Below are 14,085 nucleotides of genomic sequence, written 5' to 3'. Positions count from 1 at the left end.
GGCGAATAATCCGCCCGGTTCGGGCAGCATGGCTGGTGTGATCGAGCGAGCCGACCAGCTGGTCCTGGAGTATGTGAGCAAGGCCGCCGACGCCGCTCACGGCGTGCTCCGCCAGGACCACAGGCTCGACTTCGTCAAGCGGCTGCGGGCCAGGATCGAGGCCGAGCGCGCGGGCAGCGAGAACCCCAGACAGGTCGCCAGGCTGCTGGCCAGGTACGGCGACCCGGCCGCGCTCGTCCAGCGGGAGGCCAGGCGGCTGTCGGCGGGCGAGACGCCCGAGATGAAGAGCACGGGCACGGCGACCTTCCCGAGAATCGTCGACGACCGCGCCCCCGGCGTACGGCCTGCTGGGGCCAGGGGGCTGCCCTTCGCCGGGCTGCGCCGGGCCGCGATGGCCAGGGCAAACCCGATGGCCACCGGCGGCCGGGACGCCAGGACCATCGTCGGCATGCATCCCCGTGAGACGGCCGCGATGGCCGTCCTGGTCGTCGCCGCACTGCTGGTTCCCTTCGACCTTCCGGCGCTCGCGATCTTCCAGGTGCCGGTGATCGTCTGGGCGATCGGCGCGGTGCTGATCCTGTTGAGCGACGACTGGTCGCTCCGGGACCGGCTGACCGGGCTCGGCGCCCCGCTGTTCGGTTACGTGGTGGGCGGTGTCATCTTCGGCGCCCTGCGGGTCGGTGATCGGCAGGGGTTCGCCCCGTTCGTGGAGCAGTTCTTCGCGGTCAGCGGGGTCATGTTCATGGTCGGCACCGGACTCGGCGTGGTCTGGCTGGCCTACCGCCTGTTCGACGTCAGCTGACCGGCGCCGGGCTCGGCACCAGCCCCACGGCCAGACGCACCCACGCGGCGACGAACTGGTCCTTCTCGGTGTGTCCCGGCGACTCGCCCACGGTCTCCTGGAACAGCCGGTAGTGCACGACCGCGCCGCCCAGGACCGCGCCGATGCCGTTCCAGTCGAGGTCGGCCCGTGCGTACTCGGGCTGGGCGCGGAACCAGGTGGTGATCGCGTCGAACATCGGCTGCAGCAGCCCCTCGCGCACCACCGCGACCAGTTCTGGGAACTGGCTGAGATCGCGGAAGAACACCCGGGTCAGCTCGCTCTCCTCGCGTACCTTCGCCAGGCCGGCCCGGCACAGGTGCGCGAGCCGGTCGTCGAGCGCGGTGGAGGCGGTCTCCATGGTGTCGAGCTGGGCGAGGCTCTCGGCCACCTGCGAGCGGGTGCGGGCGGCGTGTTCGTGCATCGCCGCGGCCAGCACCTCGTACTTCGACTTGAAGTGCCGATAGAGCCCGCCGGCGCCGGGCGAGAGCCCCGCTGCGGCCTCGATCTCGGCCACCGACGTGGCGGAGTAGCCCCGCTCGGCGAACAGCCGCAGAGCCTCGTCAATGATCCGCTCACGTGTGGATCTGGTCATGTCTTTCCTGATACCTCCGTAAGGACCTTAACCGCTGCTCACGGCCTCCTGGCGCGGCACGCCGGTGCGGACCGGTGGCGGGGGAGCCGCGACACCGGTGGATAAGTAATTCCTTTCTTCCCTGTCCGGGCGGGTCCCACAACTGCGGCCGGTACGCGGAACCCTTGGGACTTTGGCATGCTGCCTATGTGGGGAATTCGGTTGGTTTTGACCTGGACATGACATTGGCGGACACCCGCGCGGGCATCGCGGCCGTCTACGACGAACTGGCGCTGCGGCTCGGCATCGCCATCGACAGCGCCGCCATCATCACCAGGCTCGGGCCGCCGCTGGAACGCGAACTCGCCAATTGGCTGCCGGTGGAGGAGATCCCCGCGGCCATTGTTCTGTTCCGGGAGATCTACCCGGACGTCGGCGTGCCCGCGCACACCGCGATGGCCGGCGCGTACGCGGCCGTCGAGGCCGTGCGCGCCGCCGGAGGCCGGGTCATCGTGGTCACGGGCAAGAACGTCCGCGACGCCAGGAGCACCGTGGAACTGCTCGGATTCGACGTGGACGAGGTGGTCGGATCGGTGTTCGGCGCGGACAAGGGCTCGGCGCTCGCGCGCTTCGGCGCGGCGGCTTATGTTGGAGACCACGTCGCCGACATCGAGGCGGCGCGAGCGGGAGGCGCCGTCAGCGTGACGGTCGCGACAGGCCCCTACACGGTGGGAGAACTGCGTGATCACGGAGCCGATGTGGCGCTGACCGATCTGACCGAGTTCGCGGCTTGGTTCGACGACTGGAAGCCGCAAAGCGCTCTTGTGTGAAACACGACGGAATTACCCGGTCGCCCCCGGGGCTCAGTGGGCATAACCTACTTCCATTCATCCTTTCGACTGTCTGAACGAGGTCCCCCCTGTGCCGAGTGGCAAGGTCAAGTGGTACGACGCCGACAAGGGCTTCGGCTTCCTCACCCGCGACGACGGCGGTGAGGTCTTCGTGCATTCCTCCGCGCTTCCCACTGGCGCGGAACCTCTCAAGCCGGGCCAGAAGGTCGAGTTCGGCGTGGCGGAGGGCCGGCGCGGCCAGCAGGCCCTGTCGGTCAGGATCCTTGAGCAGCCGCCGACGCTCGCCAAGACCAAGCCCAAGGGCAAGCGGAAGAAGCCGGACGAGATGGTCGTCATCGTCGAGGACCTGATCAAGCTCCTCGACGGGGTCTCGACGTCCTACCAGCGGGGCAAGCACCCGGAAGCGGTGCACGCCAAGAAGATCGCCCAGGTGCTCCGGGCCGTCGCCGACGACCTCGACGCCTGACCGCGCGGCTCAGCCGTGCGGGTTGGTCAGGGGCTTGGTGGAGTCGATCTGGTCGGGCTGCCTCGGCGGGCGAGCCGGTCGCTCCTCCTCGCCGGCTGTCGCCCGCTCGCCCCTGACCCGGTCGTCGCGCGCCTTCATCCGGCCCCTGCGGCGGACCAGCAGCCAGCCCAGCCCCACGGCGAGCACCACGGCGGCGCCGGTGAGCGCGGCGGTGCCGTTCGGCGACAGCGACACCAGTAGCCCGACCAGCCCGCCGAACACCCAGGTGAGCTGGAGCAGCGCCTCGACCACACCGAACGTGGACGAGCGCACCTCCTCGCCGATCTCCCGCTGCACGATCGCGTCGAGGGCCAGCTTGCCCAGCTCCTGCGCGAAGGCCACCACCAGGGCGACGGCCACGGCCGCCCACAGGCCGAAGAAGAAGGCGGCGACCGCGGTGGTCAGCACCGTCAGCGCGAGCGTGGCCAGCACGATGAGCTGCGGTGAGTGGTTGCGCGCCCAGTTGGCCACGGCCGCGCCTACGAACCCGCCGAGGCCCGCCGCGATGGCCAGCAGCGCGATCGTGGGCGCCGCCGACAGTTCCTTGAACCGGCCCTCCTGGACCAGGAACAGCAGGTAGAACAGCAGGAAGCCGGAGAACAGGCGGATCGCGACATTGGCCCGCATCGCCTCGCCGACCGCCGGGCCCACGTTGAGCAGGGTGCGCCAGCGCGACCCGCGCTCCCCGTCCTCCTCCAGATCGGGGGCGTCGACGTGGCGCGGCAACCGGATGGCGTAGACGCCGAGCGCGAAGAAGACCACCATCGCGATGCGCAGCGCCCAGGCGACGCCGAGCCAGGCGATCAGCCCGGTCGCGACGGGCACCATGATGCCCGCGGCGACCAGGGAGAACAGCGCCACCCGGGCGTTGGCGCTGACCAGCGTGATGTCGGCGGGCAGCACACTCGGCATGATCGCCGCCCGGGAGACGCTGTACGCCTTGGACAGCACGAGCACCGCCAGCGCGGCCGGGAACAGGGTGAGCAGGTCGCCGGGCCCGACGGCCGCGGCCATCGCGAAGCAGAGCAGACCCCTGGCGAACAGCGTGCCGGCCATCACGTAGCGGCGGCCGGATCTGAAACGGTCGAGCACCGGCCCCACGAACGGCGCCACCACCGCGAACGGGATCATCGTGATCATCAGATAGAGGGCGACGGGGCCGCGCGCCTCGTTGACCGGCAGGCCGAAGAAGATGGTGCCGGCCAGTGCGATCGTGACCAGGGCGTCGCCGGCGCTGTTGGCCGCGGTCACCTCGATCAGCCGCCCGAGGCCGGTCCGGCCGGCGCCCTGCGCGTGCGTCAGCCGCCTGGTCGCCTGGCCGACGCGCTGCGCGCCGCTGGCCGTGGCCACGCCGAAACGCTTGGTGCCGTTGGCCGTCGAGCGCCCGGCGCGCGCGGTGGCTCGGCCCGCGCCCGCCAACGCCCGGCCGACACGGCGCGAGATCTGTCGAGCTTGCTCCCAAGCCTCCGCCACGCTTACCAGTCTTACCCGATTCTGGTCTCGACCGGACATGGGTACGCTCAGGTCCCGCCATAGGTGAGAATGAAGTGTGAGCGAACAGCACCTTGAGGCCGAGGCGTCCCGATGATCCGGACCAGGACGCGCGCCTCCGCGCCCGATCAGGCCTGTGTCGCCGCCGTCGAGCTGGCGCGGGCCGCCGCGCGGGAGCTCGCCCTGCCACTGGAGGCGGGCGACCATCTCGGCTACGAGGCCGAGGGCGACCGCATCGTCACCCACTTCTTCGCCTGCCTGGACCGCGCCTACCGCGGCTGGCGCTGGGCCGTCACCGTCACCAGAGCCTCGCGCGCCAAGAACGTCACGGTCAGCGAGGCGGTCCTGCTGCCGGGCTCCGGCGCGCTCATGGCGCCCGAGTGGCTGCCCTGGAGCGAGCGGCTGCGCCCCGGCGACCTCGGCGTGGGCGACCTGCTGCCGACCGCGGAGGACGACGACCGCCTCGTGCCCGGTTTCACCGAGGCGGACGAGGAGGTCGACCACCAGATGATCTTCGAGTACGGTCTCGGCCGTGCTCGCGTCCTCTCGGCCATCGGCCGGGACCGGGCGGCCAGACGCTGGCACTCGGGCGACCACGGCCCGCACACCCCGCTCGCGCACGCCGCGCCCGCGCAGTGCTCCACCTGCGGCTTCTACTGGCCGCTGGCCGGCGGGCTGCGGCAGAAGTTCGGCGTGTGCGCCAACGAGTACGCCCCCGACGACGGCAAGGTGGTCGCCGCCGACCACGGCTGCGGCGCGCACTCCGAGGCCGCCGTCATGCCGCCGTCGCCGGAACAGGCCACGCCGATCCTCGACGACCTGGGTTTCGACCTGATGGTCGACGAGGCGGGCTCGGTCGACGAATCCTCGTCGGAGGAGCTCGGTCACTCCTGACTCGCGTGTCGGTGGGGGCCGCTAACCTACGGCGAGCCCCTTCTCTCATTGGACTCAGACCATGACCGACACTTTCGACACAGACCGGATGCGGGCCGCCGTGCTCGCCGCGTGGACCGCCTCGCCCGCCCGTTTCCGGGAGGACGCCAACGCCGAAGAGGACTTCGCGCTCGGCGGCTACCGCGACCGGCTGATCGTCGAGCTCGCGCAGAACGCCGCCGACGCCGCGCTGCGGGCCGGCGTCCCCGGAGTGCTCCGGCTGTCGCTGGCCGAAGGCGTGCTGACCGCCGCCAACACCGGCGCCCCACTCGAAGCCGCCGGTGTGGAAGGGCTGTCCACCCTGCGCGTGTCGGCCAAGCGCGACCACGCGGGCGCGGCCGGGCGCTTCGGCGTGGGCTTCGCGGCCGTGGTGTCGGTCTGTGACGCGCCCGCGATCGGCTCGCGTGACTCGGGCGCGGTGCGCTGGTCCCGGGAGGAGACGGCGGCGCTGGTGGCCGCCGAGCCGGTGCTGGCGGGCGAGCTGGCCGACCGCGCGGGACATGTGCCGATGCTGCGCCTGCCGTTCCCGTCCGAGCCGCTGCCGGTGCCCGAGGGGTTCGACACCGTCGTACGGCTCCCGCTGCGCGACGCCGCGGCGGCCGGGGCGGTCCACCGGATGCTGGAGGAGACGAGTCCCGCCCTGCTGCTCGGCATGCCCGCCCTGACCGCCATCGAGATCGAGGTCGACGGCGAGACGCGCACCGTGCTGCCGAACGGCTGGCATGTGGTGTCGGCCGCGGGCGAGTTCACGCCCGAGCAGGTGGCGGAGCTGTTCGCGGACCGGCCCACCGAGGAGCGGGCCCGCCCCCACTGGTCGGTCCGCTGGGCGGTGCCGGTGACGGCGGACGGGCTGCCGAAGGCGCTGCCCGCGACGGTGCCCGCCGTGCTGCACGCGCCGACCCCCTCCGACGAGCCGATCGACCTGCCCGCCCTGCTCATCGCCTCCTTCCCGCTGGCCACCGACCGCCGCCACGTCGCCAAGGGGCCGCTCACCGACTTCCTGGTGGCGCGGGTGGCCGAGGTCTACGTCCGGTTGCTGCGGGAGCTGCCGCGTGCGCCGAAGCTGCTCGACCTGGTTCCGGCGCTGATGGGCAAGGGCGAGCTGGACGCCAGGGTCAGGCGGGAGATCCTGCGCCTGCTGCCCGGCACTCCGCTGCTGCCCGCGCTGTCGGCTCCGGCGCCCGCCGTACGGACGCCCTCGTTCGCCGACGCGGAGCTCTACGATCCTGACGCCGAGTGGACCGTCGAGCCGCCCGCCAGGGAGGCGGGCGAGGACGGGTGGGTCGTCGCGGGTGAGGAGGCGGCCGTGGTCGCCGGGCCCGGCGAGCTGCTCGACGTGATCGCGGGCATCGTGCCGGGGCTGCTGCCCGCCGGGTGGCCGGCCCGGCATCCCGCGATGGCCGCGCTCAAGGTGCGGCGGGTGGAGCTGGCCGACGTGGTCGACCTGCTGTCGGGCGACGCCATCGAGGGCACCGACCCGGCGTGGTGGCGCTCGCTGTACGCGGTGCTGCCCGCCGACGACCCCGAGGCGCTGGGCGCGCTGCCCGTCCCGCTGGCCGACGGCCGGCTGGTCCGCGGCCCGCGCGGCACGCTGATCCTGAGCGCGGCGACCCCGCTCGACCTGGCCCCGCTGGGCCTGCGCATCGTGCACCCGGACGCCGCGGATCCGCTGCTGCTGCGCCTGGGCGCCGCCGAGGCCACCCCGCGCACCGTGCTGGAGGACTCGCTCACCAAGGCCGCCGTCGCCGAGTCGCTGGACAGCCCCGAGCCCGACCCGGTGGCGCGCGCCGTGCTGTCGCTGGTCGACGCGGCGGGGCTGAGCGCGGGCGAGGCCCCGTGGCTGTCGGAGCTGGCGCTGCGCGGCGCCGACGGCGAGCTGTACCCGGCGGGCGAGTTGCTGCTGGCCGGTGGCACGCTGGCCGGGCTGATCGGCGACGACGCGAACTTCGGGGTGGCCGCACCCGAGCTGGTCGACACCTACGGCTCGCGGGTCCTGGCCGCGGCGGGCGTGCTCGACGGCTTCGCCGTGGTCAACGACTCCGACGTGCTGCTCGACCAGGACGACTGCGACCACGACCTCGACCGCGAGGACGAGTGGCTGGACGCCGTCCTCGACCTGCTGCCCGATCTCGACGTGCCGCCCGTGGTGCCGGAGTTCGCCGCGGTCCGCGACCTGGAGCTGATCTCCGACTGGCCCGCCGCGCTGGCGCTGCTCACCCGGCCGCCGCTGCGCGCCGCCCTGCACCCGCTGCGGGTGGTCGCGGGCGGCGAGACCGTCGAGGTGCCCTCCTACACCGCCTGGTGGCTGTCCCATCACCCGGTGCTCGGCGGGCGCAAGCCGATGGAGCTGCGGGTGCCCGGCGGCGACCCGCTGCTGTACGGCCTGTACGGCGACGCCCCGGCGGGCCTGGACGAGGCCGCGCAGGCGATGATCGGCGTACGCACCACCCTCGGCGACCTGCTCACCTCGCACGGCGGCCCCGAGGAACTGCTGGAACTGATGGCCGACGAGTCGACCGAGGTCGACCGCGCGCAGCTCAGGGCGCTGTGGATGGCCCTGGCGGCGGTGGAGCCGTCCCGGGTGGCCCCGCCGTCGTCGGTGCGCGCGGTGCTCGGCGGCGACATCGTCGTGGCCGAGGCCGAGGACGCCGTCGTGGTCGAGGCCCCCGACCTGCTTCAGCTCGTCGTGGACCGGCCGCTGGTGCTGGCCCCCTTCGACCTGGCCGAGGCGCTGTCGGAGCTGCTCGACCTGCCGCTGGCGGGCGAGATCGCACCCGGCGAGGTCACCTCGACCGGCGAGGTACGGCAGGTGCCCCGTGAGGTGAAGTCGCTGCTCCCAGCCGCCCCCGACACCTATGTGGCGCACGAGAAGCTGCTGGTCGACGGGGTGCCGGTGGCGTGGCGCTTCTTCGAGGGCGCGGTGCACTGCTCGGGCGTGGAGGGGCTGGCCCGAGGGCTGGCCTGGGCGTCGGGGCAGTGGGGCGACCGGCTCGCGGTGGCGGCGCTGCTGCGCGATCCCGGCGCGGTGCCGCTGCTGCTGGCCGAGGCCGACCTGTCCTAACCGGCGGGGGAGTCCTTGGTGGGAAGCTCGGAGGAGAGCGCGGGTGTCTCCTCCGGGCGGGATCGCCTGCGGTGCATGCGGCTGACGAACCAGTAGCCGAAGCCGCCGAAGGCGATGCCCGTCACGCACGTCCAGATCCACCAGGAGTGCTCGGGCGGTGGCCGCAGGATCAGCAGCACGACCAGCGCGACCGCCCACAGGCCCGTGCCGGCGAGGATCGCCGCGCGGTCGTTCGTCTTGAGCGGCTCCGGATCCGGACGCCATGGCTGCTTCACGTGATCCAGCGTAGTCGACATGCCGTTTCGCGCGATAAGGGAGCAAAAGGGTCTCGATCCGGTTACCGGATCTTTTCGCAGGTCGCGAGCCCTGTCACTCTTCGCGCGTGAGTGACACAACCCCCTCCAAGCTCGACCGTTTCTTTTCCATCACCCAACGTGGGTCGACCGTGTCCCGCGAGGTTCGCGGCGGCCTGGCCACGTTCTTCACGATGGCGTACATCGTGGTGCTCAACCCCATCATCATCGCCAACGGCAAGGACGTGGAGGGGCAGTTCATCGGTGACGGCCTGACCGCCAACGTCCCGCTGGTCGCGGCCGGTACCGCCTTCGTGGCGGGCCTCCTGTCCATCCTCATGGGGGTGGTCGGCAGGGTGCCCTTCGCGATGGCGGCGGGACTCGGCCTGAACGCCTTCGTCACCTTCAACATCGCCTCCCAGATGAGCTGGGAGGAGGCCATGGGCCTGGTGTTCCTCGAAGGTGTGATCATCGCGGTGCTGGTGCTGACCGGGTTCAGGGTGGCGGTGTTCAACGCCATCCCGGCCCAGCTCAAGACCGCCATCAGCGTCGGCATCGGCCTGTTCATCGCGCTGATCGGCTTCGTGGACGCGGGCTTCGTCCGCAAGGCCGCGGGCACCCCGCTGGAGCTCGGCATCTCGGGCAACCTCACCTCGTGGCCGGTCCTCGTCTTCGTCATCGGCCTGCTGACCACCGCCGTGCTCGTGGCCCGCAGGACCAAGGGCGCCATTCTCATCGGCATCGTCGGCACCACCGTCCTCGCCATGATCGTCGAAGCGATCACCAAGTCCGGCTCGGCGGCCGAGAAGGGCAACCCTGACGGCTGGATGCTGAACGTGCCCACGCTGCCCGAGCAGATCTTCGGCTTCCACAACCCGCTGACGCTGTTCACCGAGTTCGACCCGATCGGGGCGTTCAGCCGGATCTCGGTCGTGCTCGTCGTGCTGCTGGTGTTCACCCTGCTGGTCACCGACTTCTTCGACACGATGGGCACCATCGTCGGTGTCGGCCGCCAGGCGGATCTGGTCCAGCCCGACGGGCAGTTGCCGCGTACCCGCGAGATCCTGCTGGTCGACTCGATCGGCGCGGCCGTGGGCGGCGCCGGCTCGGTGTCGTCGAACACCACCTACATCGAGTCGGCCTCCGGTGTCGCCGAAGGCGCTCGCACCGGTCTGGCCAGCGTGGTCACCGGTGTGCTGTTCCTGGCGTCCATCGTCCTGGCGCCGCTCGTGGTGGTCGTGCCGTACGAGGCGGCGGCGCCCGCGCTGGTCGTGGTCGGGTTCATGATGATGACCTCGGTCAAGGACATCGACTTCAGCGATTACGAGATGGCCATCCCGGCCTTCCTGACCATCGTCATCATGCCGTTCTCCTACTCCATCTCGAACGGCATCGGCGCGGGCTTCATCAGCTACGTGCTGATCAAGGTGGCGAAGGGCAAGGCCAGGGAGGTCCACCCGCTGCTGTGGGTGGTCGCGGCCCTGTTCGCCGTCTACTTCGCCCTCGGCCCGATCAGGGTCCTGCTGGGCCTCGCCTAGCGGCCGTCGTCGCGCGGTAGCGCTCCTCACCAGGCGCTACCGCGCCTTCATGCATTTCGTGAATTGTGTAAACTCAGGCGGATGACACTCGACGCTCAGGGCTTCCTGGAGCGGTTCGCCATGATCATGTCCGAGTCCGGCTATCCCCGGATGGCGGCCAGGGTCTTCGCCGCGTTGCTCGTCTCGGACGACGGCAGGCTGACCGCGGCAGAGCTCGCCGAGCGGCTCCAGGTGGGGCCGCCGGCGATCTCCGGCGCGGTCAAATACCTGATGCACGTGGGAATGGTGGCCCGCGAGCGCGATCCGGGGGAGCGGCGGGACAGCTATCGCATCGATCACGTGGCGTGGTTCACGGCGGCACTGTCCAGCGACGCGATCTTCCGCCGTTTCGAGGAGGGCGCCAGGGAGGGGCTTGAGGTCTTCGACCTGGACACGCCCGTGGGGGCTCGGCTGGAGGAGACCCGGCGCTTCTTCGGCTTCCTGCGCCGGGAGGTCCCCCAACTGATGGTCAAGTGGCAGGAATTGGAGTCACGCGATGTCGCGGCGGCGCAGACCGGCGAGCCCGGCGACACCGAGGACGGCGGCGATCGCGGTCAGGAGGAGTAGCGGCGCCACCGCCGTCTGCCCGAGTACGACCCACGGCACGTGCACGAACGGGATGAGGTTCAGCACCGAAGCGTCGACCTGCCCCAGCATGCCGAACACGTCGAGCAGGATGAACACCACCCAGATCCCCCACGCGGCCACGGACAGGCGGGGCAGCAGCCCGGCCAGCAGGACCGCGATCCCCGTCATCACCCACACGGCGGGCAGGTAGGCCAGCGCGGCCCCCAGCACCACCGGGAACTTGCCCGGGTCGCCGCTGCTCGCGCTGTACGCGAGTCCGGTTCCCGCGCCCAGTGCCGCCAGTGCCGTCGCGGGCGCGACCACGGCCATGAACAGGTGGCTGAGCGCCCAGCGGACGCGGCTCGTCGGGGTCACCAGCACCAGGTCGGCGCGCCCGGCCGTCTCCTCGGTCCGCAGCCGGAGCGCGGACAGGATGCCGTACGCGGCGATGATCCAGGCGAGCATGGACAGCAGGTAGTTGACGAAGAAGTCGGCCGGTTCGGCGTTCTCGCCCCCCACTCTGGCGATCATCTCCATGATCTGCGGAGCGTTGAGCTGGGCTTCGATTCCGCCGGAGACGGCACCACCCAGCGCGAGACCGCCCGCGGCGAAGCCGGCGGTCCAGGCCGCAAGCTGACCGCGGTGCAGCCGCCAGGCCAGGGCCGGTGCGCTGTCGAGCGCAGGCGTCGCCGTCGCGGGTCCGAGCCGCGCGGGCAGGACGCCGGCGGCCAGGTCGCGGCGGGCCGACAACCGATAGGCGGCGCCCGCCAGCACGACGGCCAAGGCCACGAGCAGCGCCAAGATCCACCAGCGCTCGCCCGCGAACGCTCGTGCCCGCAGCGTCCAGCCCAGCGGCGACACCCACGACAGCCAGGCCGACCCGCTCGAGTCGCCGACCGCGCGGATCAGGAAACAGACGATGAACACGCCGAGACCTATCCCCCTGGCCACCGCCGCGCTCTCCGTCAACTGCGCGGCGACGGCGCCGACCGCGGCGAACGTCCATCCGGTGGCGGCCAGCGACAGGGCCAGCGCGAAGGACCCGGAGGCGGGCAGCCCCGCGCCGATGAGCGTGCCCGCCATGAGGACGGCGATCATCAGGTTGGCGGTGAACACCACGGCCAGCACCGCGGTCAACGGCGCGTGCCTGCCCACCACTCCCGCGCCGACGAGCTCACGGCGGCCGGACTCCTCCTCGACCCTGCTGTGCCGGATCACCAGGAGCATGCTCACCAGCCCGAGCAGTATGGCGCCGGACATGCCCACGGTGTGCGCGGTCAGGCCGCCCACGCTCGCCTCGAACACCGGACCGCGCATGGCCTGCTGCGAGGGGTTGGCCATCGCCGTACCGGCCACGCCGCGCAGTGCCTCGGCGGTCGGGTAGAGGTCGGCGGTGCTGCGGGCGATGGCCGACGGGTAGACCGCGGCCAGCAGGCCCCACAGGGGGAGGATGAGACGGTCACGGCGGACGACGAGCCGGACGAGCGTGCCGGTTCCGGTCAGGGCGCTCATCGGGCGTTCTCCGCCGGACGCTCGTGCGAGCTGTTCGACGCCGTCTTGTAGTGCCGCATGAACAGGTCCTCCAGCGTCGGTGGCGCCGCGGTGACGCCGCGCAGCCCCAGCGTGGTCAGCCGGCCGAACAGCTCGTCGAGATGGCGGGGCTCGACCTGGCAACTGACCCGCGTGCCCGAGATGTGGAGATCGTGCACTCCGGGCAGGTCCGCCAGGTCGTACGGTGAGCTCGCCACCTCCGCGACCACGGATGTTCGGGTCAGGTGGCGCAGCTCCGGCAGGGTGCCCGACTCGACGACGCGCCCGGCCCTGATGATGCTCACCCGGTCGCAGAGCGCCTCCACCTCCGACAGGATGTGGCTGGACAGCAGCACGGTACGGCCGCGCGCCTTCTCCTCGGCGACGCAGTCCCTGAAGACCGCCTCCATCAGCGGGTCCAGGCCAGAGGTCGGCTCGTCGAGGATGAGCAGCTCCACGTCGGAGGCCAGCGCGGCCACCAGCGCCACCTTCTGCCGGTTGCCCTTGGAGTAGGCCCGGCCCTTCTTACGCGGGTCCAGCTCGAACCGGTCGATCAGGCCGGTCTTGCGCCGCTCGTCGACCCCGCCGCGCAGCCGTCCCAGCAGGTCGATCACCTCGCCGCCGGAGAGGTTGGGCCACAGGGTGACGTCGCCGGGCACGTACGCCAGGCGGCGGTGCAGCTCGGTGGCGTCGGCCCAGGGGTCGCCGCCGAGTAGCTGCGCCTGGCCCGCGTCGGCGCGCATCAGGCCGAGCAGGATCCGGATGCTGGTGGACTTTCCCGCCCCGTTGGGGCCGAGGAAGCCGTGGACCTCGCCCTCGTGGACGTTCAGCTCGAGGCCGTCCAGCGCACGCGTCTGGCCGAACGATTTGACCAGGCCGGACACGGAGATCGCGTATGTCATACCTTGCACGCTACATTAAATTCACAAAATTCATGAATATTTGAAAGAGTTGGCGCCCCAGGAGTCCAGTTCCCGTTGCCAGGGCGGTTCGGCCCCCACCCGGGTGCAGGTGAGGGCAGCCACGCGCTGGGCTTGGGTGAGCGCCGCGGTCAGCGCGTCGGCGGGGATGGCGGCGAGCCGGTCCCTGGGCAGCCTGCCGTCCCGGTCGAGAGCGGCGAGCAGGCCGGACATGAACGCGTCGCCCGCGCCGACGGTGTCGGCGACCCGTACCCGTGGCGCGGGCAGGTCGACCGGCCCGCCGGGCCCGAGCGCGTGGACCCCCGCGGCTCCGCGCGTCACGACGACGAGGGCGGGCCCGCGCTCCCGCCAGCGGGCCGCGACGGCCTCCACAGGCTCGCCCGGCGAGACCCAGGCGAGGTCGTCGGAACTCACCTTGACCAGGTCGACCAGGGCGATCCAGCGATCGAGCCGCGCCCGCAGGCGGGCGGGATCGCGGGCCAGCCGCGGCCTCAGGTTCGGGTCGAAGGCGAGAGTGCGCCGGGATCGCTCCCGCAGGAGCAGCGACTCCAGGGTGTCGCCCATCGTCGGTACGGCCAGCGCGAGTGACCCGCTCACGTGCAGGCAGCCACCTGCCAGCTCCGACGGCAGCTGACCGGGCTCCCAGCCGCCGTCGGCGCTGCCCTCGACATAGAAGGAGTACTCGGCGGCCCCCTCCGGGTCGAGGGTGACGACGGCCAGCGTCGTCGGCTCGGCGGCGGGGAGGGCGATGCTCAGATCGACGTGCGAGCCAACCAGGTGCGCTCGCAGGAGCCGGCCGAACCCGTCGTCCGCGATCCTGGCGAGCAGCGCGACCTCGACGCCGAGCCGCCCGAGCCCGGCGGCGACGTTGGCCGGGCTGCCCCCCGGCCGGGCGGCGTACCCGTCGCCGTCCCGCCGCGGGACCAGGTCGACCAGCGCCTCACCGCAGGCCACGATCACGGC

At 71.8% G+C, this 14,085-nt stretch carries 13 protein-coding genes; 7 read left to right on the top strand and 6 right to left on the bottom strand.

Annotation, left to right across the window (positions count from 1 at the left end):
- Nucleotides 1-37 precede the first annotated feature (37 nt).
- Nucleotides 38-802, top strand: coding sequence for a hypothetical protein (locus ABZ911_RS22130; protein WP_358058689.1), 765 nt, complete (start codon nucleotides 38-40; stop codon nucleotides 800-802).
- Here ABZ911_RS22130 and ABZ911_RS22125 read toward each other — a convergent pair.
- Nucleotides 795-1,415 (bottom strand): helix-turn-helix domain-containing protein, encoded by a 621-nt coding sequence (locus tag ABZ911_RS22125; protein ID WP_358058686.1) that lies wholly within the window; start codon nucleotides 1,413-1,415, stop codon nucleotides 795-797. The genes ABZ911_RS22130 and ABZ911_RS22125 overlap by 8 nt on opposite strands.
- A gap of 188 nt (nucleotides 1,416-1,603) precedes the next feature.
- Here ABZ911_RS22125 and ABZ911_RS22120 point away from each other — a divergent pair, with 188 nt between their 5' ends.
- Entirely contained in the window at nucleotides 1,604-2,224 is a 621-nt protein-coding gene (locus ABZ911_RS22120; protein WP_358058683.1) for an HAD hydrolase-like protein, read from the top strand.
- A 91-nt stretch (nucleotides 2,225-2,315) separates the two neighbouring features.
- Nucleotides 2,316-2,711 (top strand): cold-shock protein, encoded by a 396-nt coding sequence (locus ABZ911_RS22115; protein WP_358058680.1) that lies wholly within the window; start codon nucleotides 2,316-2,318, stop codon nucleotides 2,709-2,711.
- A gap of 9 nt (nucleotides 2,712-2,720) precedes the next feature.
- On the opposite strand, the gene ABZ911_RS22110 is transcribed toward ABZ911_RS22115, so the two are convergent.
- Nucleotides 2,721-4,223, bottom strand: a complete 1,503-nt coding sequence (locus ABZ911_RS22110) for an MFS transporter (protein WP_358058677.1) — start codon at nucleotides 4,221-4,223, stop codon at nucleotides 2,721-2,723.
- A gap of 111 nt (nucleotides 4,224-4,334) precedes the next feature.
- On the opposite strand from ABZ911_RS22110, the gene ABZ911_RS22105 reads away from it, so the two are divergent.
- Both ABZ911_RS22105 and ABZ911_RS22100 read left to right on the top strand, forming a co-directional pair.
- Nucleotides 4,335-5,135 carry a DUF3027 domain-containing protein gene (locus ABZ911_RS22105; protein ID WP_358058674.1) on the top strand — a complete coding sequence of 267 codons (801 nt, stop codon included), beginning with the start codon at nucleotides 4,335-4,337 and terminating at the stop codon, nucleotides 5,133-5,135.
- Nucleotides 5,136-5,196: 61 nt separating this feature from the next.
- On the top strand, nucleotides 5,197-8,235 hold the full coding sequence (locus ABZ911_RS22100; protein ID WP_358058671.1) for a hypothetical protein: 3,039 nt from the start codon (nucleotides 5,197-5,199) through the stop codon (nucleotides 8,233-8,235).
- On the opposite strand, the gene ABZ911_RS22095 is transcribed toward ABZ911_RS22100, so the two are convergent.
- On the bottom strand, nucleotides 8,232-8,510 hold the full coding sequence (locus ABZ911_RS22095) for a DUF2530 domain-containing protein (RefSeq protein ID WP_358058668.1): 279 nt from the start codon (nucleotides 8,508-8,510) through the stop codon (nucleotides 8,232-8,234). The two genes, ABZ911_RS22100 and ABZ911_RS22095, sit on opposite strands and share 4 nt — an antisense overlap.
- 170 nt (nucleotides 8,511-8,680) lie before the next feature.
- Between ABZ911_RS22095 and ABZ911_RS22090 the strand changes: the two genes are divergently transcribed.
- Together ABZ911_RS22090 and ABZ911_RS22085 are read left to right on the top strand one after the other, a co-directional pair.
- Nucleotides 8,681-10,066 (top strand): NCS2 family permease, encoded by a 1,386-nt coding sequence (locus tag ABZ911_RS22090; RefSeq protein ID WP_358058665.1) that lies wholly within the window; start codon nucleotides 8,681-8,683, stop codon nucleotides 10,064-10,066.
- A gap of 81 nt (nucleotides 10,067-10,147) precedes the next feature.
- The gene (locus ABZ911_RS22085; RefSeq protein WP_358058662.1) at nucleotides 10,148-10,672 is read left to right on the top strand and encodes a MarR family transcriptional regulator; all 525 of its coding nucleotides are present in this window, start codon (nucleotides 10,148-10,150) and stop codon (nucleotides 10,670-10,672) included.
- Here ABZ911_RS22085 and ABZ911_RS22080 read toward each other — a convergent pair.
- From ABZ911_RS22080 to ABZ911_RS22070, 3 genes are read right to left on the bottom strand one after another with little or no spacing between them, the layout of a single operon-like run.
- A complete protein-coding gene (locus ABZ911_RS22080; RefSeq protein WP_358058659.1) occupies nucleotides 10,595-12,184 on the bottom strand; it encodes an ABC transporter permease in 1,590 nt (529 codons plus the stop codon). The genes ABZ911_RS22085 and ABZ911_RS22080 overlap by 78 nt on opposite strands.
- Nucleotides 12,181-13,104, bottom strand: coding sequence for an ABC transporter ATP-binding protein (locus ABZ911_RS22075; RefSeq protein WP_358058656.1), 924 nt, complete (start codon nucleotides 13,102-13,104; stop codon nucleotides 12,181-12,183). The genes ABZ911_RS22080 and ABZ911_RS22075 overlap by 4 nt, the downstream gene beginning before the upstream one ends.
- 30 nt (nucleotides 13,105-13,134) lie before the next feature.
- Entirely contained in the window at nucleotides 13,135-14,082 is a 948-nt protein-coding gene (locus ABZ911_RS22070) for a carbohydrate kinase (RefSeq protein WP_358058653.1), read from the bottom strand.
- Nucleotides 14,083-14,085 lie beyond the last annotated feature (3 nt).

This window comes from Nonomuraea sp. NPDC046570, from assembly GCF_040645915.1.
Classification (GTDB): domain Bacteria; phylum Actinomycetota; class Actinomycetes; order Streptosporangiales; family Streptosporangiaceae; genus Nonomuraea.
Note: the sequence above shows the minus strand (reverse complement) of the source record. Positions and strands in the feature narration are given on the sequence as shown.